Annotated in this window: 16 protein-coding genes; 5 read left to right on the top strand and 11 right to left on the bottom strand. The window is 66.7% G+C overall.

Going from position 1 to position 19,027, the window contains the following annotated elements; genetic code table 11:
- Positions 1-4: 4 nt before the first annotated feature.
- From AC3DE2_RS01870 to AC3DE2_RS01860, 3 genes are read right to left on the bottom strand one after another with little or no spacing between them, the layout of a single operon-like run.
- Entirely contained in the window at positions 5-670 is a 666-nt protein-coding gene (locus AC3DE2_RS01870; protein WP_295375372.1) for a type IV pilus inner membrane component PilO, read from the bottom strand.
- On the bottom strand, positions 667-1,464 hold the full coding sequence (locus tag AC3DE2_RS01865) for a PilN domain-containing protein (protein WP_488424828.1): 798 nt from the start codon (positions 1,462-1,464) through the stop codon (positions 667-669). Before AC3DE2_RS01865 ends, AC3DE2_RS01870 begins: the two co-directional genes overlap by 4 nt.
- Positions 1,464-2,522, bottom strand: coding sequence for a pilus assembly protein PilM (locus AC3DE2_RS01860; protein WP_488424826.1), 1,059 nt, complete (start codon positions 2,520-2,522; stop codon positions 1,464-1,466). The genes AC3DE2_RS01865 and AC3DE2_RS01860 overlap by 1 nt, the downstream gene beginning before the upstream one ends.
- Positions 2,523-2,738: 216 nt before the next feature.
- Between AC3DE2_RS01860 and AC3DE2_RS01855 the strand changes: the two genes are divergently transcribed.
- The 4 genes from AC3DE2_RS01855 (at position 2,739) to AC3DE2_RS01840 (ending at position 7,282) form a co-directional block, all read left to right on the top strand.
- Positions 2,739-5,180, top strand: coding sequence for a penicillin-binding protein 1A (locus tag AC3DE2_RS01855; protein ID WP_295379963.1), 2,442 nt, complete (start codon positions 2,739-2,741; stop codon positions 5,178-5,180).
- A 102-nt stretch (positions 5,181-5,282) separates the two neighbouring features.
- Positions 5,283-5,936 (top strand): hypothetical protein, encoded by a 654-nt coding sequence (locus AC3DE2_RS01850; RefSeq protein ID WP_488424824.1) that lies wholly within the window; start codon positions 5,283-5,285, stop codon positions 5,934-5,936.
- A 22-nt stretch (positions 5,937-5,958) separates the two neighbouring features.
- Positions 5,959-6,765 carry a helix-turn-helix domain-containing protein gene (locus AC3DE2_RS01845; RefSeq protein WP_488424822.1) on the top strand — a complete coding sequence of 269 codons (807 nt, stop codon included), beginning with the start codon at positions 5,959-5,961 and terminating at the stop codon, positions 6,763-6,765.
- 73 nt (positions 6,766-6,838) lie between these two features.
- Positions 6,839-7,282 (top strand): VOC family protein, encoded by a 444-nt coding sequence (locus tag AC3DE2_RS01840; protein ID WP_488424821.1) that lies wholly within the window; start codon positions 6,839-6,841, stop codon positions 7,280-7,282.
- 65 nt (positions 7,283-7,347) lie between these two features.
- Here AC3DE2_RS01840 and AC3DE2_RS01835 read toward each other — a convergent pair whose 3' ends face one another.
- The 7 genes from AC3DE2_RS01835 to AC3DE2_RS01805 form a co-directional block, all read right to left on the bottom strand.
- Positions 7,348-8,637 carry a citrate synthase gene (locus tag AC3DE2_RS01835; RefSeq protein WP_295379972.1) on the bottom strand — a complete coding sequence of 430 codons (1,290 nt, stop codon included), beginning with the start codon at positions 8,635-8,637 and terminating at the stop codon, positions 7,348-7,350.
- Positions 8,638-8,882: 245 nt separating this feature from the next.
- Positions 8,883-9,125 (bottom strand): type B 50S ribosomal protein L31, encoded by a 243-nt coding sequence (locus AC3DE2_RS01830; protein WP_295379977.1) that lies wholly within the window; start codon positions 9,123-9,125, stop codon positions 8,883-8,885.
- 85 nt (positions 9,126-9,210) lie between these two features.
- On the bottom strand, positions 9,211-10,149 hold the full coding sequence (locus AC3DE2_RS01825) for a nucleoside hydrolase (RefSeq protein WP_488424819.1): 939 nt from the start codon (positions 10,147-10,149) through the stop codon (positions 9,211-9,213).
- Between the two features lie 67 nt (positions 10,150-10,216).
- On the bottom strand, positions 10,217-12,319 hold the full coding sequence (gene recG, locus AC3DE2_RS01820) for an ATP-dependent DNA helicase RecG (protein ID WP_488425238.1): 2,103 nt from the start codon (positions 12,317-12,319) through the stop codon (positions 10,217-10,219).
- Between the two features lie 79 nt (positions 12,320-12,398).
- Complete coding sequence (locus AC3DE2_RS01815; RefSeq protein ID WP_488424817.1) at positions 12,399-14,771, bottom strand: TonB-dependent receptor; 2,373 nt, start codon at positions 14,769-14,771, stop codon at positions 12,399-12,401.
- Positions 14,772-14,873: 102 nt separating this feature from the next.
- Entirely contained in the window at positions 14,874-16,064 is a 1,191-nt protein-coding gene (locus tag AC3DE2_RS01810) for an SO2930 family diheme c-type cytochrome (protein ID WP_488425237.1), read from the bottom strand.
- A gap of 5 nt (positions 16,065-16,069) precedes the next feature.
- Positions 16,070-17,299: a parallel beta-helix domain-containing protein gene (locus AC3DE2_RS01805; protein WP_295379985.1), complete on the bottom strand. Its 1,230-nt coding sequence runs from the start codon at positions 17,297-17,299 to the stop codon at positions 16,070-16,072.
- 150 nt (positions 17,300-17,449) lie between these two features.
- On the opposite strand from AC3DE2_RS01805, the gene AC3DE2_RS01800 reads away from it, so the two are divergent.
- Positions 17,450-18,493, top strand: a complete 1,044-nt coding sequence (locus AC3DE2_RS01800; RefSeq protein WP_295379994.1) for an AraC family transcriptional regulator — start codon at positions 17,450-17,452, stop codon at positions 18,491-18,493.
- Between the two features lie 24 nt (positions 18,494-18,517).
- Here AC3DE2_RS01800 and AC3DE2_RS01795 read toward each other — a convergent pair whose 3' ends face one another.
- Entirely contained in the window at positions 18,518-18,901 is a 384-nt protein-coding gene (locus tag AC3DE2_RS01795) for a RidA family protein (RefSeq protein WP_295380001.1), read from the bottom strand.
- Between the last annotated feature and the right edge of the window lie 126 nt (positions 18,902-19,027).

The raw sequence follows: 19,027 nt of genomic DNA, 5'->3' as shown, positions 1-19,027 counted from the left end.
TTCTTCACTTCGCTCCTGCCTTTGCCGCGTCGGCGGCGGCCTTCTCCTGGTCCTCGATTTCCTTCTCGTCGAGGTAGCGATAGGTCTTCACGGTTCCCGACAGTTCGAGCGCGCCGCGGCTGGTGATCGCGCCCTTGCCTTCCTTCGGCTTGAGCGAGATGTCGTGCATGGTCAGGATGACCACGCGCGGCAGCGAGGCCACGCCACTGACAAAGGCACCGAACTGGTGGTAGCTGCCGACCATGCGGAGGGCGATCGGCTTCTCCGCGTAGAACTCCTTCGGCGTCTCCGGACCAGGCTGGAACAGCTCGTTGGACAGGCCGCTGGACAGCGCAGTCTGCGAGATGTCGATGATCAGGTCCGGCATCTCGGTCTTGCTCGGCAGCTGGCGCAGCATCTGCTGCAGCACCTGTTCCATCTGTGCCAACTGCTGCTTCAGGGGCCCCAGGTTGGCGGCGCGCCCCTGCTTTTCCTCGAAGTCGCGGCGCAATGAACTCTCTTGGCCTTCCAGTTGCGCGAGATCCTCGCGCTTGCCCTTGATCACCAGCAGATAGGCCATCACCAGGATGAACAGGCCAACGATCACGCAGAAGCCAATCTTCGCGTTCTGTGGCCAGGCACCGATGTTGTTGATGTCAAGGTTCTTGAGCGATGTCTTTTTCTGGCTCATGACGCGTTCCCCGGGCTGTTGGCGGGCGTCGGGGCCGGATTCGAAGGCGCGGCCGGGGTGGTGTTGGCGGGCGTAGCCGGCTGCGACGCGGGCGTGGCGGCCGGACTGGCTCCATCGGCGGGAACGACCGGCGTCACCGGTGCAGCCGTGGCGGCGGCGGGAGCCGGACTGACCTCGGGCATTGCGTTCCCATCAGCCGGCTGGCCATCCTTGCCCTCGGAAGCGTTGGGGTTCGCCAGGCGCACCTGCAGGTTGAACATGTAAGGCAGCGAACTGCTGACTCCGCCGGACAGCGCCTTGGCGTCCTCCGCCTTGGCTTCGATGATCGCCAGGTCGGGCTTGGTCATCCAGCCGGAGCCTTCCAGGTTGCGCATGTATTCGCTGACCCGCGCATTGGACTGGGCCCGACCTTCCAGGGTCAGGACCTCGCCTTCCTGTTTGATGTTCGACAGCGCGACGCCGTCGGGAATCGTGCGCACCAGCGAATCGAACAGATGAACCATCTGCGAGCGGTTGGCCTGCAGTTGCTCGATGACCTTCTTGCGTGCGAGCAACCGGTCCTTCTGCTTGTCCAGCGTATCGATTTCCTGGATCTGCGCCTCGACCTTCTGGATTTCGCCCTTCAGGAAATCGTTGCGCACGAGCTGCCCGCTGATCTGGCGGTCGTAATGGAACCAGAGCAGAAACGACAGCAGTACACCGGCCAGCGCGGCCAGGCCCAGCATGGCGTAGAAATCACGCTGCCGCTGGGCGCGTCGTTCGGCGCGCCAGGGAAGTAGGTTGATTCTTGCCATCAGTCGAAGCTCCTCAGCGCCAGGCCGGTGGCAATCATCAGCGCGGGAGCATCCTGGGCCAGCGCATGCGCCTGGACGCGCGGTCCGAGGGTCATCTGCGCCAGCGGATTGGCCACCACGGTGGGGACGCCGAGTTGTTCCTCGACCATCTCCGGCAGGCCCGGGAGCGCGGCGCAACCGCCTGCCAGCACGATCTGGTCGACCCGGTTGAATTCGCTGCCGGCATAGAAGAACTGCAGCAGGCGGCTGATTTGCTGCACCGTCGCTTCCTTGAACGGCTCCAGCACCTCGACCTCGTAGCTTTCCGGCAGTCCGCCCTGGCGCTTGGCCAGGCCGGCTTCCTCGTAGGTGAGCCCGTAGCGGCGCATCACCTCGTCGGTGAGCTGCTTGCCGCCGAACACCTGTTCGCGGCTGTACAGGCTGCGGCCACGGCGCAGGACGTTCAGGGTGGTCATGGTCGCGCCGATGTCGACCAATGCCACCACGCCGTCCTGCGGAATCGGCAGGTCGTCGGCGATCAGGGCGAAGGCGTTCTCGACCGCGAAGGCCTCCACGTCCATCACCCGGGCCGTCAGCCCGCCGAGTTCCAGCGCCGACTGGCGCAGCTCGACATTCTCCGAACGCGAGGCCGCCAACAGCACCTGCACCATTTCGGGGTTGTTCGGCATCGGGCCGAGCACCTCGAAATCGAGGTTCACTTCCTCGATCGGATACGGGATGTAGTTGACCGCTTCCAGCTCGACCTGGGCCTCGAGATCGCTCTCGTCCAGATCGGCGGGCATCGGGATGATCTTGGTGATGACGGCCGAGCCCGCCACCGCGGCGGCGGCGTGCTTGACCTTGGTTCCCGCCCGCGTCACCGCGCGCCGGATGGCCTCGCCGACGGCCTCGACCTCGACGATGTTCTTTTCCACCACCGCATTGGGCGGCAGCGGTTCGACCGCGTAGTGCTCCACGCGGTAACGGTTACCGACGCGGGAAAGCTGCAAGAGCTTGACCGCGGTCGAACTGATATCGACGCCGACCAGCGGCGCCTGGCTTCTTGGGATTAGCCCCACGGTCTTTCCCCTTCCGACGGGCACTGGGCGGTACTGCTACCGCCACATTAATAACCAACTTTTTACGCTTGGCAACTTCAGTTTTCGTGGCTGTGCGGCTTGTCACGGTTCACGAAGGTTGTCACACAAGTTACTGTTCCCCCTAGGATCGCCGGCGGCGACCCCAGCCGTCATCTATACTCTGCCCCCGAGAATTCTGCAATCGGATCCCACTGGATGCCCCGTTTCCGCCGTCTCCTGCGCTGGGCCCTGCTGGCCGGCCTGGTCCTCACCCTCGCCGGCCTGGCCGCCATCGGCGTCCTCTATTACGTGGTTTCGGCCAAGGTTCCGGACATCCAGTCCCTGCGCAGCGTCGAATTGCAGGAGCCCCTCTACGTCTACGCCAGCGACGGCCGCCTGATCGGCCTGTTCGGCGAGACCCGGCGCTACCCGGTCTCCATCAAGGACGTCCCCGAGCCGGTCAAGCAGGCCTTCATCGCCGCCGAGGACTCGGACTTCTACAAGCACAACGGCGTCGACCTGACCGGCGTCAGCCGGGCGGTCTGGCAGATCGTCAGCCGCAAGGAAGGCCGCGTGGCCGGTGGCAGCACCATCACCCAGCAGGTCGCCCGCCAGTGGTTCCTCAGCTCCGAGTACAGCTACACGCGCAAGCTGGTCGAGATGATGCTGGCGATGCGCATCGAGAAGATGCTGACCAAGGACGAGATCCTGGAGCTCTACCTCAACAAGAGCTTCTTCGGAAACCGCTCCTACGGCGTGGCCGCGGCGGCCGAGTACTACTACGGGAAAACGCTTGACCAGCTGACCCTGGCCGAAACCGCGACCCTGGTCAGCGCGCTGAAATTCCCTTCCAGCGGCAACCCGATCAGCAACCCGGTGCGCAACCACCAGCGCAGCGTGTACGTGATCAGCCGGATGCTGGAGGACCGTTACATCACCCCGGCGCAGGCGGCCGAGGCCAAGGCCGAACCGATGCATGCGACCCCGCACGAGCGCCCGGTCGAGGTCTACGCGCCGTACGTGGCCGAAATGGTCCGCCAGGAGATGATTGCCCGGTTCGGCGGCGACGTCCTGACCAAGGGCTACCACGTCACCACCACCATCGACGCCGACCTGCAGGCGGCCGCCGATCAGGCGGTGCGCGAGGGCCTGCAGCTGTACGACCGCCGCCACGGCTGGAACGGGGTGGAACGGCATTTCGACGTGCCCGCCGACGCGGACGCCAAGGCGCTGGCCGCACAGTTGAACGGGGTGCCTCCGCAGGGCGGCATGCGCCCGGCCATCGTCGCCGCCACCACCGCGGACGGCAGCGCCCGCGTGGTCCTGTCCGACGCCAGCGAGGTGGTGCTGCCGCCGTCGGCCAGCCAGTGGACCGGCAAATCGCCCGGCAAGCTGTTCAAGCGTGGCGATCTGGTTCGCCTGAAGGCCGGCAAGACCGAAGGCAGCTACGTGGTCGACCAGGTGCCGCGCGCGCAGGCGGCGCTGGTATCGCTGGATGCGGACACCGGCGCGCTGCGGGCGCTGATCGGCGGCTACAGCTTCGCCGGCAACAAGTTCAACCGCGCCACCCAGGCGCGCCGTCAGCCAGGTTCGAGCTTCAAGCCATTCCTGTACGCCGCCGCGTTCGAAAAGGGCTTCAATCCCGCTTCGATCGTGCTCGACGCACCGGTCGTGTTCCGCGACCGCCGTGGCCACATGTGGCGCCCGCAGAATGACGGCGGCGGCTTCCGTGGCCCGATGCGCCTGCGCGAGGCGCTGGTGCAGTCGCGCAATCTGGTCTCGGTACGCCTGCTCGACGCCATCGGCGTGGACTTCGCGCGCAAGTACATCAGTCAGTTCGGCTTCGAGGAGGCCGAGCTGCCGCCCAACCTGTCGATGTCGCTGGGCACGGCCTCGCTGACCCCGATGTCGGTGGCGCGTGGCTATGCGGTCTTCGCCAATGGCGGTTCGCGGGTGACCCCCTGGTTCATCGACGAGGTGAAGGATCGTGCCGGCGCCGTGCTGTTCAAGGAGAAGCCCGCGGTCGCCTGCCGTGGTTGCAGCGGCACTTCGCTCGGCAATGCCGCGGTGCCCGCCAACGACGTGGTCGACGGCTTCAACTTCGGCCCCCAGCAGGCGGCCGCGCCCAAGCCCGCGCCGGCCAAGGCCCCGCCGACCGCGGCCGCACCGCCGGTCAAGCCGGCGCAGGCCGGCGATACCGTTGCCGCGCCGCGCGCCATCGACGAGCGCACCGCCTACCAACTGGTCTCGATGATGCGTGACGTGGTCCAGCGCGGCACCGGCGCCGCCGCCAAGACGCTCGGACGCGAGGACGTGGGCGGCAAGACCGGTTCCACCAATGATCACCGCGATGCCTGGTTCTCCGGTTTCGGCGGTACCTATGTCACCACCGTCTGGGTGGGCCGCGACGACTTCCGTTCGCTGGGTTATCGCGAATACGGCGGCAAGGCGGCGCTGCCGATCTGGATCGACTACATGCGGGTGGCGCTGAAGGACAAGCCGATCGCCGCCAACGATCCGCCCGCCGGCATGGTCCAGGTGACCACCAACGGCGCGACCGAGTGGGTCAAGGCCGAGGACCTGGAGCGCATCGAACAGTTCGACGACTTCGGGCCCGAGGATGCGGTCCCGGACGAAGAAGCCTTCGACATCTTCTGACCACGCTTCCCCCGGCATCGGTGGATCACCCGGGTGATCCACCGATTTACATTCACAATCCTTGGTGTACAGTCGCCGCTAGTTTCGACGCGGAGGCTCATCATGCACCATGCCCGTCAGCACGCCGAAACCCGCATCCGCGAGCGCCGTCACCGCCTCGCCCATGAGGCCGCCAGGCTGATGGCCGAGGGTGGCATCCGCGACTTCCACCAGGCCAAGCTCAAGGCCGCCAACCGGTTGGGCATCCACGACGACGCGTCGTTGCCGCGCAACCGCGAGATCGAGGACGCCCTGCGCGAGTACCAGCGCCTGTTCGTCGGCGAGGCCCATGCCGAAGGCGTGCGCCGCCGCCGTGAAGCGGCCCTGCGCGCACTGGAGTTCTTCCACGACTTCTCCCCCCGGCTGGTCGGACCGGTCCTGGAAGGCACTTCGGACAGCAACGCCGCCGTGCAATTGCATGTCCACAGCGATGATCCGGACGCACTGCCCCGGTTCCTCGAGGAACATCGGATTCCCAGCGAGTCCAGGACACGCCGGCTGCGCCTGGATCGCGAGCGCGGGCTGGATGCTCCGGTCTGGCTTTTCAGCGCGGAGGAGCTCAGCTTCGACGTAACCGTGCTGCCGCAGGACGCCGTGCGCCAGGCGCCCTTGTCGAGCGTCGATGAGAAGCCGATGCGCCGGGCATCCGCGGCGCAACTGCGGCAGGTCCTGGCCGAAGAGGAAATCGCCGGCTACGAAACCGGCATGCAGGGCTGAGCACGGCCAAGGAAACGCCATCGTGCACCTGCTGCCCCCCTCCCCCGCGTTGCGTCCCTGGATAGTCGGCTACTGGCATGTGGCGGCCACGGCAACCGGTACGGCGCGCCGGGAATGGGTGCTGCCCGATGGCCACGCTCATCTCGCGCTGCGCCTGGACGGCACGCCACTGCGCAAATGGATGGATGGCGAAACGGGCGCACGGTGCATTGGCGACCTGATCCTTGCCGGTCCGCATTCGCGGGCCTATCGCAAGGAAGCGGCTTCCGGCGGCGGCTCGCTGGGCGTGGTGTTCAGGCCCGGCGCGCTGCGCGCATTGTTCGGGGTCGCGCCGCATGAACTGGCGGATCGCCATGTCGCACTGGAGGACGTCTGGGGCACGGCCGCCGCGATGTTGCGCGAGCGGATTCACGCTGCGGCTCCCGAGCGTCATGTGGAACTCCTGGAAGCGCAATTGCTGGCGCGCCTGCGCCCCTGCCACGGCCTGCATCCGCAGGTGGCGGCGCGACTGGGCGAGGTGGAGGCCGGCACGCGGATTGCGGCCATCGCGCGTTCGGCGGGCTACAGCGCGCGGCGCTTCACCGATCTTTTCCACCAGGGCGTGGGCATGACGCCACGGTGCTACGCGGGCCTGCGCCGCTTCGCACGGGTGTTGCCGGCCGCCGCCGGGGACAGCGCGTGGGCGAACGTCGCACTGGACGGCGGGTTCAGCGACCAGGCCCACCTGATCCGCGAATTCCGTGCGCACGCCGGCATGACGCCGGGCCAGTATCGCCGCGCCGCACCGCGTGCGCTCCGCCATGTGCCGATAGCGGCGCCGGCCAATTGAGTTTCGGATTCGTTCAATACCGCCGTGGCCGCCGCGGCAATGCTATGCGCCACCCCGTCAAAGGAAGCCGCCCATGGCCGTACATGAATTGTTCGCCTACCTCTGCGTCCACGATGCCGGTGCCGCGATCGACTTCTATCGGGATGCCTTCGCGGCGACCGAAAAGTTCCGCCTGGTCGAGCCCGGTGGCCGCATCGGCCACGTCGAACTCGAACTGGGTGGCGCCACGCTGATGCTGTGCGAGGAGTACCCCGAATTCGGCATCGCCCGTCCGGATCCCGCCGCTCCCGCTTCGCACACGCTGCACATCCATGTCGACGATGCCGACGCCACCATCGCGCGCGCGGTGGCGCTGGGCGCCACCCTGATGATGGCGCCCCGGGACATGTTCTATGGCGAGCGCTCCGGCGTGGTGCGGGATCCCTTCGGCCATCGCTGGAACATCGGCCACAGCATCGAGGAAGTCACACCCGAGGAGATGCAGCGGCGCTATGGAGCCACCGATTCGCCCTGCTGAAAAAGCAAACGCCCCGCGAGAGCGGGGCGTTGCGTTTCGGTGCACCGTCGACGTGGAACAGACGCTCAGCGCTGGTCGATGCCCTTGTAGTCGCGCACGTCGTAGCCAGTGTAGATCTGGCGCGGACGGCCGATCTTGGCTTCCGGATCGACCTGCTGTTCCAGCCAGTGCGCGACCCAGCCGGCGGTGCGGCCGATGGCGAACATGACGGTGAACATCTCGGTCGGGATCTTCAGCGCCTTGTAGATGATGCCGCTGTAGAAGTCGACGTTCGGATACAGCTTGCGCTGGATGAAGTAGTCGTCCTTCAACGCGGCCTCTTCCAGCTTCAGCGCCACTTCCAGCAGCGGGTCGTTGACGCCCAGCTCGCCCAGTACCTTGTGGGTCATCTCGCGGATGATCTTGGCGCGCGGATCGAAGTTCTTGTAAACGCGGTGGCCGAAGCCCATCAGGCGGAAGCCGGACTCCTTGTCCTTGGCCTTGGCGACGGCGCTGTCCACCTTGTCGGGGGTGCCGATCTCTTCCAGCATCTTCAGCACGGCTTCGTTGGCGCCGCCGTGGGCGGGGCCCCACAGGGCGGTGATGCCGGCGGCGACGGACGCGTACGGGTTGGCGCCGGTGGAACCGACCAGGCGGACGGTCGAGGTCGACGCGTTCTGTTCGTGATCGGCGTGCAGGATGAACAGCAGATCCAGCGCCTTGGCCACCACCGGGCTCAGTTCCAATGGCTCGCTCGGCACTTCGAACATCATGTGCAGGAAGCGGTCGACGTATTCCAGGTTGTTGCGCGGATAGCGGATCGGCCAGCCAATCGAATAGCGGTAGGCGGCGGCGGCGATCGTCGGCACCTTGGCGATCAGGCGGATGGCGGCCAGGCGGCGCTGCTCCGGATCTTCCAGGTCCAGGGTGTCGTGGTAGAACGCGGACAGCGAGGCGACGGTGCCGGCGAGCATCGCCATCGGATGCGCGTCGTAGTGGAAACCGTGCAGGAAGTTCTTCAGCGACTCGTGCATCATCGTGTGATGCGTGACTTCGTGATCGAACTTCTCGAATTCCGCCTTGCCCGGCAGTTCGCCGTTCATCAACAGGTAGGCCACTTCCAGGAAGCTGGAATTCTTGGCCAACTGCTCAATCGGATAACCGCGATACAGCAGCACGCCGTTGTCGCCATCGATGTAGGTGATGGCCGACTTGCAGCTGGCAGTGGCGGTGAAACCGGAGTCGTAGGTGAAGAGACCGGTTTCCTTGGTCAACTTGGAAATGTCCACGCAGTTGTTGCCCAGCGTGGGTTTCAGGACCGGCAGGTTGACGGATTTGTCGCCGGCGGTCAGCGTGACCTGGTCGAGATCGGACACAGTGTGCGCTCCTTCGTGGGGAAGCACCGGCCGCTTGCACGGTCGGCGTGTGACGGGAGTCCGGAGGGGGGTCCTCGGATAACGTCGATTATCGCACACGCGCTTTGGAGTCGTCGCTCGGTTCCAGACCAAACTCAGACCAAAGCATTAGTCGCCATGCAACGCCGGTTACGCGCAAGCGGACGGCGCAAATGCAAACGGCCGCGCACCTGGCGCGGCCGTTGCAGGACGAACCGACGGTTCGCTCAGCGCGCGTAGCGCTTCTGGAACTTGTCGATGCGGCCGCTGGTGTCGATGACCTTGTGCTTGCCCGTGTAGAACGGATGCGAAGCCGAGGAAATTTCAACCTTGATCAGCGGATAGTCGTTGCCGTCTTCCCACTTCGTGGTTTCCTTGCTGCCCAGGGTCGAGCGGGTCAGGAACTTGAAATCGGAGGTCACGTCGTGGAAGACGACTTCGCGGTATTCGGGATGGATGTCGGCCTTCATGGCGGGCACACCGTGTTGCAGGATAGGAAGAGCGGCATTGTAGCCCGCTCCTCCCCATCGGCGCAAGTCCGGGGTCCGTCCGGGCTCAGCCGGCCGCCAGGGCAGCCCGGATCAGGGCCTCGAAGCGCTCCTGGTCGTACTTGAGCAGGATGTCGACCTTGTCCGGCTGGCCGCCCTCCCGCCGCCAGTCCACCACGCTGGCCCCCCGGGAGTGGGCGCCCTGCAGTTCGATGGCCAGCGGCCGCTCGGCCCGCTCCAGGCCCCCTTCCGGTTCCAGGGCAAAGGCCATGGCCAGGGCGTCGGCGGCATACCAGTAGTCGCCACGGCGATCGATCGACCACAAGCGGGTCTTCTCCGAGATGCCGGCATAGAACCGGGCCCGGTCCGAATCGGCCCGCAGCCAGTCGGTGACGCGATCATGATGGAGGCCATGGGCGATGGTGGCCTCCCAGTCCGCCAGTTCGACGCGTTCGAACGCTTCGAACACCAGATGGGCGGCTTCCGGATCGAAATAGAAATTGAACTCCGCCGCGGGCGTGATGTTGCCGTGGGCGGTCACCGCGCCCCCCATCACCACGAAGCGCGCAATCCGCCGCGGCAGGGTCGGGTCCAGTTTCAACGCCAGCGCGATGTTGGTCAGCGGCCCCAGCGCCACCAGCGTCAGCCGGCCGGCGTGCTGGTGCGACAGGCGCAGGATTGCCAGCGCGGCATGCTCGGCTTCCACTTGCTTGGCCGGTGCGTCGTAACCGATGTCGCCGAAACCATCCTGGCCGTGCACGTAGCCCGCGTCCGGCGCCGGATGCAGCAGCGGCTCCGGTGCGCCGGCGAATACCGGGATATCGGTGCGACCGCAGACTTCGCACAGTTTCAGCGCGTTGCGCACGGTGTGCTTCAGGCCGACGTTGCCGGCGGCGATGGTGAGGCCGATCACGTCATGGCGCTGATCATTGAACGCCATCAGCAGCGCCAGTGCGTCGTCAACGCCGGGATCGGTATCAATCAGCAGTGGAGTCCTGTCACTCATGCGTCTTCTTCATTCATGTCTCGGTCCGCGAGTCTGGCACCGATGGATGACGAACGAAAGTCGCGGCTCAGGCGCCTGCGTAGCGCGCCGCGCCGCCGACCCAGCGCTGGACGATGCGATCCGCCAGAGCCGGCGACTCCGCCAGCAGGCGATCGGCCAGATCACGCACCTGCGGCAGCAGGCCCGCGTCGCGCGCCAGATCCGCCACGCGGAACGTCGCCAGGCCGGTCTGCCGGGTGCCCAACAGTTCGCCCGGCCCGCGCAGCTCCAGATCCTTCTCGGCGATGACGAAACCGTCGTTGGTCTCGCGCATGGTCGCCAGGCGCTGCTTGGCCATCTGCGACAACGGCGCCTGGTACATCAACACGCAAGTGGACGCGGTCGCGCCGCGTCCCACCCGTCCACGCAGCTGGTGCAACTGCGCCAGTCCGAGCCGTTCGGCGTTCTCGATGATCATCAGCGAGGCGTTGGGCACGTCCACGCCGACTTCGATCACGGTGGTGGCGACCAGCAGATCACTCTCGCCCTGCTTGAACGCGCGCATCGCCGCCTGCTTCTCGGCCGCCTTCATCCGGCCGTGGACCAGTGCGATGCGCAGTTCCGGCAGCGCGGCGGAAAGCTGTTCGTAGGTGGTCTGGGCGGCCTGCGCGATCACTTCGTCGCTGTCGTCGATCAGGGTGCAGACCCAGTACGCCTGTCGGCCCTCCGCGCAGGCGGCGCGGATGCGTTCGACCAGCTCCGGCCGGCGCTCGGCGCTGAAGGCCACGGTATGCACCGGCGTGCGTCCGGGCGGCAGTTCGTCGATGGCCGAGACATCGAGATCGGCGTAGGCCGCCATCGCCAGCGTGCGCGGAATCGGCGTGGCCGTCATCACCAGTTGGTGCGGGATCGACTCGCCGCTGGCGCCCTTGTCGCGCAGCGCCAACCGCTGGTGGACACCGAAGCGGTGCTGCTCGTCGACGATCGCCAGCGCCAGATCCTGGAACGCGACCGCCTCCTGCATCAGCGCATGGGTACCCACCACCACCTGCGCCTTGCCCGAAGCCACCTCTTCGAGCACCTGCGCGCGCGCCTTGCCGGTGACCTTGCCGGCCAGCCATGCCACCCGGATGCCCAGCGGCTCCAGCCATTGGCGCAGATTGGCCAGATGCTGTTCGGCCAGCAATTCGGTGGGCGCCGCCAGCGCGGCCTGCCTGCCCGCCTCGACCGCCAGCATCGCCGCCATCGCCGCGACCACGGTCTTGCCGCTGCCGACGTCGCCCTGCACCAGCCGCAACATCGGCGAGGGCTGCTTCAGGTCCTCGCGGATCTGCTTGAACACCCGTTGCTGCGCGCCGGTCAGGCGGAACGGCAGCGACTTCACCAACTGCCCCGCCAGGGTGCCGCGCCCGGTCAATGCCGGCGCGCGATGGCGCTGCAGGGCGATGCGCTGCCGGCGCAGGCTCAGGTGGTGGGCCAGCAGTTCCTCCAGCGCCAGCCGCCGCTGGGCCGGATGGCGTCCGGCCGACAATGCCGGCAGGTCGGCATCGCGCGGCGGGCGATGCATGACCAGCAGCGCCTCGCGCAGTGAAGGCAGGCTGGATTCACGCAGCAACGCATCCGGCAGCAGTTCCAGCGACGCGTCCGCCGGCAGGCGGTCCAGGGCCTGCCCGACCAGCTTGCGCAGGCTGGCCGGTCCCACGCCCTCAATGGCCGGATAGATGGGGTCCAGCGCCTCGCCGAGCGCCACTTCGGCCTCCGCATCGAGCACCCGGTAGCTGGGATGCACGATTTCCAGGCCATGCTGGCCGGGCTTGGGCGTGCCGTAGCAGCGCACCCGCGTGCCCGGCGCGAACTGCGCGACCTGCGCCGCGCGGAAATGGAAGAACCGCAGCACCACCGTCGCGTGCGAGTCGTCGCCGATCGCCACCCGCAATACCGGCCGGTAGCGGAAGCCGCGTTCGACCGCCTCCACCCGGCCTTCCAGCTGCGCCGGCACGCCGGGCCGGAGCGCGCGTATGGGTGTCAGCGCGGTGCGATCCTCGTAGCGCAGCGGCAGGTGCAGCCACAGATCCTGCAGGGTCAGCAGGCCGCGCGCCGCCAGCTTTTCGGCGATGCGCGCGCCCACGCCTTTCAGCGACGCGATCGGAAGGCGGGCCACCTCGTCGGCCCCGGGACTGGCATACGGCATGGTGCAAGCATGCCGGGGATCGCGGTGCGATTGCCAGTCCGGGAGCGGTTCCGGCACGCGCCGGAACCGCTCGTCGGTGTCAGAACCGGGCGCTGAACTCCACTCCGACCTGGCGCGGCGCGGAGATCGAGGCGAATGGCGTGCCCAGCACCGAGGCGGAGATGTTGTTCACTCCGGTCACGTAGCGCTTGTCGAACACGTTGTTGCCATACACGCCCACGCCCCAGGTGCCGTCGGCCGACGACCACTGCACGCGCATGTCGGTGCGGTTCTGCGCCTCGCCGGTGCGGAAGGCCGGGCTGGCCTGGCAGGTACCCTGGGTCTCCGATTCGGCATTGCAGCGGCCCTTGCCGCGATAGGCGTGCAGCAGCGAGAAGCGCAGGTCGCCGGCGTCCCCCAGGTTCACGGTGTAGCCCGCGCCCAGCGACGCCGACAGGTAGGGTTCGCCGGTGGGATCCCCGGAAATGTCCCGGCCGTTGGTGGACAGGCCATCCTTGTAGGTCGCATCGATGAACGCGGTGTTGAGGGTCAGGTCGAGACCGATCACCGGACGCCATTGCAGGTCCACGTCAACGCCCCAGGCCTGCATGTCGCTGGTGTCGACGACATAGCGCGGCACGCCGGAACCGGCCGTGTTCAAGTCCAGGCTGATCGCCTGGCGGTCCTTGTAGACGTAGTAGTAACCGGAGGCGTTGAGCGACAGCTTCTGCTCCGGGAACACGGTCTTGATGCCGAACTCGGCATTCCACACGTCTTCGTTGTCGAATTGCGACTGCGGCTGCACGCTGTTGAAGCCGCCGGCCTTGTAGCCCTTGGCCAGCGAGCCGAACACCATGGTGTTGTCGTTGACCGCGTAGTCGACGACGAAGCGCGGGCTGAGATCGGTCCAGGATTTCTTGCGGCTGTTCCTCACCCCTTCCAGCTCACCGAAGGCAAAGACGAAGTCCTGGTTGAACATGTCGGCGCTGACCGGATAGCCCATCTGCTGGAGCAGTTCGAAGAAACCCTGCTGATCCAGCATCGCCACGGTCGCGTCCAGGGTGGCCGCGTCGCGTGGGCCATTGAACCAGCTGAACTCCTTGCGGTCGTGGGTCAGGCGCAGGCCGAAGGTCAGGTTCCAGCGGTCGTTGACGTGCCAGATGACGTCGCCGAACGCCGCATAGGCTTCGGCCTTGCCCTCGTTGACCATGCTCTCGCGCCACGGATGGCCCTGCAGGCGCAAAGGCAGGCCGGCCCCCTCGAGGACCTGATCCAGCAACGCGATGATGTTCACGCCACCGAAATTGGGCAGGTTGCCCATCGCGGTGCCCACGCTGTCGGTGAACAGGTTGGTCTCGCTGGTCTGGTCGGCCTCCTCCTTGAACCAGCTGGCGCCGGCCACCCAGTCGAACCTGCCCGATACGCCCGAGAACTTGAACTCCTGGTAGTAGCTGCGGTTGCTCTCGATATTGGCGGTGTCGAAATACAGGTTGATGCGGTTGGTGCCATCCTCGTCCTCGCGGTTGACCGTGTCGAAATCACGCACCGCGGTGGTCGACTGCAGGCTGCCCCACGGAAATGCGTGATCGATCTGCAAGGTCAGGCCATTGAAGGTGCGTGACTCCTCGTTGTTGACCACGTCGTTGAACACCGGTGCCTTCAGCGGATTGATGTAGCTGTCCGGATCCGCGGGGTATGGCGCGGGCGTCGGATACGGTCCCAGCGGCACCAGGCCGACCGCCGGACGCGCCAGCTGGTCGATGTTCTCGTAGTCCCAGGACAGGTTGAGGGTGGTCGATTCGCCCAGGTCCGAACGCCAGGCCGCGCGCAGGGCCATCGTGTCTTCGGGATTGAGCCGGTCGCCGGTCGTCGCATCGGTCATCCAGCCGTCGCTGTGGTTGGACAGCGCGCTGAAGCGCAGCGCATGGCGCTCGCCGAACGGCACGTTGAACAGGCCGGACAGATAGCGTCGGCCGTCCTCGCCCACGCGGATGCGGGCGTTGCCCTCGGCCACGTTGCTCGGCTTGTTGGTGATGATGGACACGGCGCCGGCGGCGCTGTTGCGCCCGAACAGGGTGCCTTGCGGTCCCTTCAGCACCTCGATGCGCTCGATGTCGTTGAAGGCCAGCATCGCGCCACCGGTGCGGGCCGAATAGACGCCGTCGATGTAGACGCCCACGGCCGGATCCGTGCCGATGCCGAAGTCGCCGGTGGAAATGCCGCGGATGGCGTAGCGCGGCTGGGTCGGGCTGCCGTCGGTGACCTCCAGCCCGGGCACGAACATGTCCAGATCACCGATGTCGGCGGCGGCCACCTGATCGATCATCTCGCCGTTGAGGACGTTGATGGCGATCGGCACGTCCTTCAATTCCTGCTCGCGGCTCTGCGCGGTCACCTTGATGGTGTCCAGCGTGGTCGCATCATCCTGCGCGGGAGCGGCCTGCCCCCATGCGGCACCCGAAACCCCCAGCAAAGCGCAGCTTCCGAACAGGGCGTGCCGCAGCCCCACTACCAGACACCGTTGATTCAACTTCATCACTCCCTCCCAGAAGCGTTGTCTTTACGGATTTACCCCTCAGGTGGACGCCGGTACCGCTTCTCCCCCCGGCCCATCCCCATCACAACTGCCGTGCTGCGCGCGAATCCACGCATCAATCAGTTCAACGCCTTCGCGGTGCACCACCGAGCGCCCCAGCTCCGGCATCATCACCGCCGGGTCCGCGCTGTCCATGCGGAAACTCAGCACGGATTCGTCCGGCTTGCCGGGCTCGATGTCGTGGCGCCGGTCACCGGTGCCCTTGCCCGCCGCGATCGGCTGCTTGCAGAAACCCAGCTTGAGACGATCATGGGTCGCCGCGTCCAGCCACAGGCCGGAAGTGATCGCCGGACCAGTCGGGCTGTGGCAATGGCCGCAGTTCACGTCCAGGTAGGCGCGCGCGCGCGCATCCAGGCTGGCGTTGGCCGCGTCCATCCAGTCCGCGTCGCGCGGTGCCTGCGCCGGCGCGGGCGCGCCGGTCAGGTAGCCCACGCGCGCCAGGTGCGCGAGCTGATTCTCGCGCCCTTCGCGATAGTCGAAATCCCGGTTCAGGTGGCGTGCCTTGGGACCGATCGGCGACAGCTGGCGCGACCGGTTGTCGGTCAGGTGGCAACCGCCGCACTGGTTCTGGTCCGGAACCTGGTACGCCGCCTCCTCGCGCTGGCCGGAGGCATCGACCAGATCCAGCGTGATCAGATCGCCGGTGCGCTTGAGGGTGGCTTCGGTCTGCGCTTCGTTCCAGACGTAAGGCATCGCGACCCAACCCGATTCCCGCCGCACCAGCAGGCGGGTTTCGATCAGGCGCACCCGCGACATTGGCAGCGATTCCTGCTCCAGCACGCTGGCCGACGGCGGCGTGCGCGCCACCGAGCGGCCATCCCACGCCTGCCCCGCCGGCAGCGGGTAGTAGAAGGTCTTGCTGATGATCGTGCCGACCGGGAAGTCGAGCGCCGCATCGGGCCGATACGCGGCGCTCTTGCCCTTGGGCATCCAGATCGTGCGCAGCTTGTGGGCGTAGTCGCTGAACAGCGGCGTGTTGAGATCGTAGGGCACCACGCCTTCGTTCAAGGTCAGGCGGCCGTCCTCGATGCGCAGGACGTGCCAGTCATCCAGACGTGCCGGCTGTCCCTCGGCGAAGAAGGCCACCTCCTGCGAACGCTTGCATCCCGCGAGCAGCACGGCGGCCAGCAAAGCGGCGATGGCCACTCCCGCGGCCCGGTACTTCCGCATCGTGCTCAACCCCGCTTCAGGTCCACCGCGGGCAGGCGCGGCAGTTCGCACTGGAAGGACCGGGTGTCCTTGCTCGGGCTCTTGTAGCCGCCGGGGCCATCGGCGTTGATCACGCCGCTGACGTCGCGCAGGCAGATTTCCGGCCCACGCGCCTGGCCGTCGACCTTGCGGTCCTTGTTGTAGTAGCCGTCCCACAGCACGTCCGGGAAATTCCCGCGCAGCCCGTACATGGCTACCTTCAGCGCCTTCAGATCGAAGCCGTCTGGCGAGTCGCCGCCGCCGGACAGGGTATTGCCATGCACGTAGACCCGCTCCGGGTAGGGATCGAAGGTTTCCGACTTGCTCGAATCCTTGTAGCCGGTGGAGTAGACGCTGGAGATGATGATGTTGGTGGTCGCGTTGTCGCGGATCTCGTTGCCGAAGATCTCGATGTCGTCGTTGGAATTGACCACGATGCCGGAGCCGGCCGGGACGCTCGCCACCGGCGTGCCCTTGGCGCCGAAGTTCTCGTGGTTGTTGGCGATCACCTTGTTGTTGAACACGCGGATGTTGCCGCCCTGCTGCTTGAGGCCGGGCATGTTGAACACCAGGATGCCGCCGGTGTTGCCGGTGGCGACGTTGTCGTAGACGTCGGCATTGATGGTGTTCTCGATCTCGATGCCGGCCACGTTCTGCTCCGCGCGGCTGCGCCGCACGATCACGCCGTCGGACTGGCCCACGTAGATGCCGGCGTCGGAGGCGCCGATGGAAACCGAGTCCTCGATCAGCACGTTCTTCGCCAGCACCGGGTACAGGCCATAGGCACCGTTCTTGGTGCTCGGACCACCGGTCCATTCCACCTTCACGCCGCGGATGGTGATGTTCTCCGATTCGCTGATCTTCAGGCCGTCGCCCTTGGAATCCTGGATGGTCAGGTTCTCGATGGCGAAGTCGTCGCCGTTGACCAGCAGGCCCTCGGCGCCGGCCTTCTGGCCCTTGAAGCTGAGCACGGTCTTGTCCATGCCCGCGCCGCGGATGGTCACGCCGTCCGCGCGCAGGGTCAGGCTGCGGTCGAAGTGGTAGGTGCCGGCGGGAATCTCGATGACGTCGCCAGGCTTGGCATCGAGCAGCCGCTCGTGGAGCTTCTGCGAGAAGTCCGCGCTCGCCGCATCGGCCTTGGGCGCCTGTTCGTCGGTCTTCGGCTGGCAGGCGGCCAGCGCCAGTGCCAGGCCCACCATCAACATCGTCCGCTGCATCGCATTCCCTCCCCGGTCATCGCGCGGCGGCCGGCGGCCACCATACGCGTGCGAATTCAGTAATTGAGAGTCTTGTCCCACTGGTTTCCCTGAAGTAGGGCAGGAGCGGCATACTTGGGGGGGCAAAGCGGACAAGCTGGAGGGGCTTCGATGCGCCGTAAACTGGGCCTGGACGGGGGCAATCGCCTGTCCATCGCCAATCTGCCGACCAACATGCTGTGCAGCCTGGTGCTGCTGGCGGGCGAGTTGGGGGTCAACTGTGAGCCCTGGTTCAGCGGGCTGCGCCTGACGCCGCGCGAAATCCAGGATCCGCAGGCGCGGGTGTCCTACCGCCAGGCCACCGAGGTCATCCGCCGTGCCTTGCCGACCCTGCCGATCGAGGATGTCGGCCTCGCCCTGGGCGGCAACCAGAACGGCGCCAACTTTGGCCTGCTCGGCCTGGCGATGCGGATGGCGCCGAACTTCGGCGAGGCGGTCAACATCGGCCTGACCTACCAGCGCAACCTGGGGCCGCTGATGGACCTGCAACTGCTGCAGGAGGATCCGGACGTGGTGTCGGTGGTGGCGACCACCCCGCTGGATCTGCCCGAGATCCTGCCGTTCCTGTGCGAGGAAATGTTCTCCAGCGTACTGATGCTGGCGCGCGAACTGGCCGGCCCGGAGTTCCATCCGGTCCGCCTGGATCTGACCTACCCCGCCCCGGCCTACGCCAGCAAATACAGCCGCATGTTCGAATGCGAGGTGCGGTTCCGCCAGGGCCAGAACCGGATGCTGGTGGATCGCAGCTGGTTCTCGCTGCCGTTTACCAGTTACAACCCGGTGGGTTCGCAACAGGTGCTGGCGCTGTGCCACGCGCAACTGGCCGCGGTGGCGACCTCAGGCGAGGCGACCGCGGCGGTGGAACGGCAACTGCGGCCGCGCCTGCGCGAGAACCCGCAGATGACCGAGATCGCGACCGCCCTGCATCTGAGCGAGCGGACGTTGCGCCGGCAATTGTCCGACGAGGGCCAGCGCTTCAGCGACATCCACGACCGCGTGCGCACGGATCGTGCGCTGGAACTGCTGCAGGACCGGGAACTGACCATCGCCTACATCGGCACCCAACTGGGTTTCAACGACGTGCGCGAATTCCGTCGCGCTTTCAAGCGCTGGACCGGGCATACGCCCAGTGAGGCGCGCGATCGCATGGTGTGATCGCACGCTGCTCCGGGCCGGCCGTCAGCCGGTGACCATCACCGCATCGACCTCGAACGCCGCGCCCTTGGGCAGGCCGGCCACTTCGATGGTGGAACGCGCCGGGAACGGCGCCTGGAAGTAGTCCTGCATCACTGCATTGACCTTGGCGAACTCGCCCAGGTCGGTCAGGTACAGGCCCAGGCGGACGATATCGCCGAGCGAGCCGCCGGCGGCTTCGGCCACCGCCTTGAGGTTGTCGAACGCCCGGCGTGCCTGCGCCTCGATGTCGCCCTCGACCAGGTTGCCGGTCGCCGGGTCGAGCGGGATCTGGCCGGAGAAGTAGACGGTGTTGCCGGCGCGCACCGCCTGCGAGTACGGGCCGATGGCGGCGGGCGCCTGCTCCGTGTGGATGATCTGCTTGCTCATGGGGCGCTCCTGTCTGGAAAGGCGGGGATTTTACCCGAGGCGCGGATGGCCCACAGAGCCACCTTGCAGGAGCGACGTAAGTCGCGACCGGAAACCGTCGGACGCACCGGGTCGCGACTTACGTCG

It is taken from the genome of Pseudoxanthomonas sp. 68-E7 (assembly GCF_057773145.1).
Note: the sequence above shows the minus strand (reverse complement) of the source record. Positions and strands in the feature narration are given on the sequence as shown.

Bases quoted from the DNA above. Each gene is read 5' to 3' on its own strand.
- AC3DE2_RS01855 (WP_295379963.1), top strand. From the start codon at position 2,739: ATGCCCCGTTTCCGCCGTCTCCTGCGCTGGGCCCTGCTGGCCGGCCTG.
- AC3DE2_RS01865 (WP_488424828.1), bottom strand. From the start codon at position 1,464: ATGGCAAGAATCAACCTACTTCCCTGGCGCGCCGAACGACGCGCCCAG.
- AC3DE2_RS01870 (WP_295375372.1), bottom strand. From the start codon at position 670: ATGAGCCAGAAAAAGACATCGCTCAAGAACCTTGACATCAACAACATC.
- AC3DE2_RS01805 (WP_295379985.1), bottom strand. From the start codon at position 17,299: ATGCAGCGGACGATGTTGATGGTGGGCCTGGCACTGGCGCTGGCCGCC.
- AC3DE2_RS01825 (WP_488424819.1), bottom strand. From the start codon at position 10,149: ATGAGTGACAGGACTCCACTGCTGATTGATACCGATCCCGGCGTTGAC.
- AC3DE2_RS01840 (WP_488424821.1), top strand. From the start codon at position 6,839: ATGGCCGTACATGAATTGTTCGCCTACCTCTGCGTCCACGATGCCGGT.
- AC3DE2_RS01850 (WP_488424824.1), top strand. From the start codon at position 5,283: ATGCACCATGCCCGTCAGCACGCCGAAACCCGCATCCGCGAGCGCCGT.
- AC3DE2_RS01830 (WP_295379977.1), bottom strand. From the start codon at position 9,125: ATGAAGGCCGACATCCATCCCGAATACCGCGAAGTCGTCTTCCACGAC.
- AC3DE2_RS01800 (WP_295379994.1), top strand. From the start codon at position 17,450: ATGCGCCGTAAACTGGGCCTGGACGGGGGCAATCGCCTGTCCATCGCC.
- AC3DE2_RS01795 (WP_295380001.1), bottom strand. From the start codon at position 18,901: ATGAGCAAGCAGATCATCCACACGGAGCAGGCGCCCGCCGCCATCGGC.
- recG (WP_488425238.1), bottom strand. From the start codon at position 12,319: ATGCCGTATGCCAGTCCCGGGGCCGACGAGGTGGCCCGCCTTCCGATC.
- AC3DE2_RS01810 (WP_488425237.1), bottom strand. From the start codon at position 16,064: ATGCGGAAGTACCGGGCCGCGGGAGTGGCCATCGCCGCTTTGCTGGCC.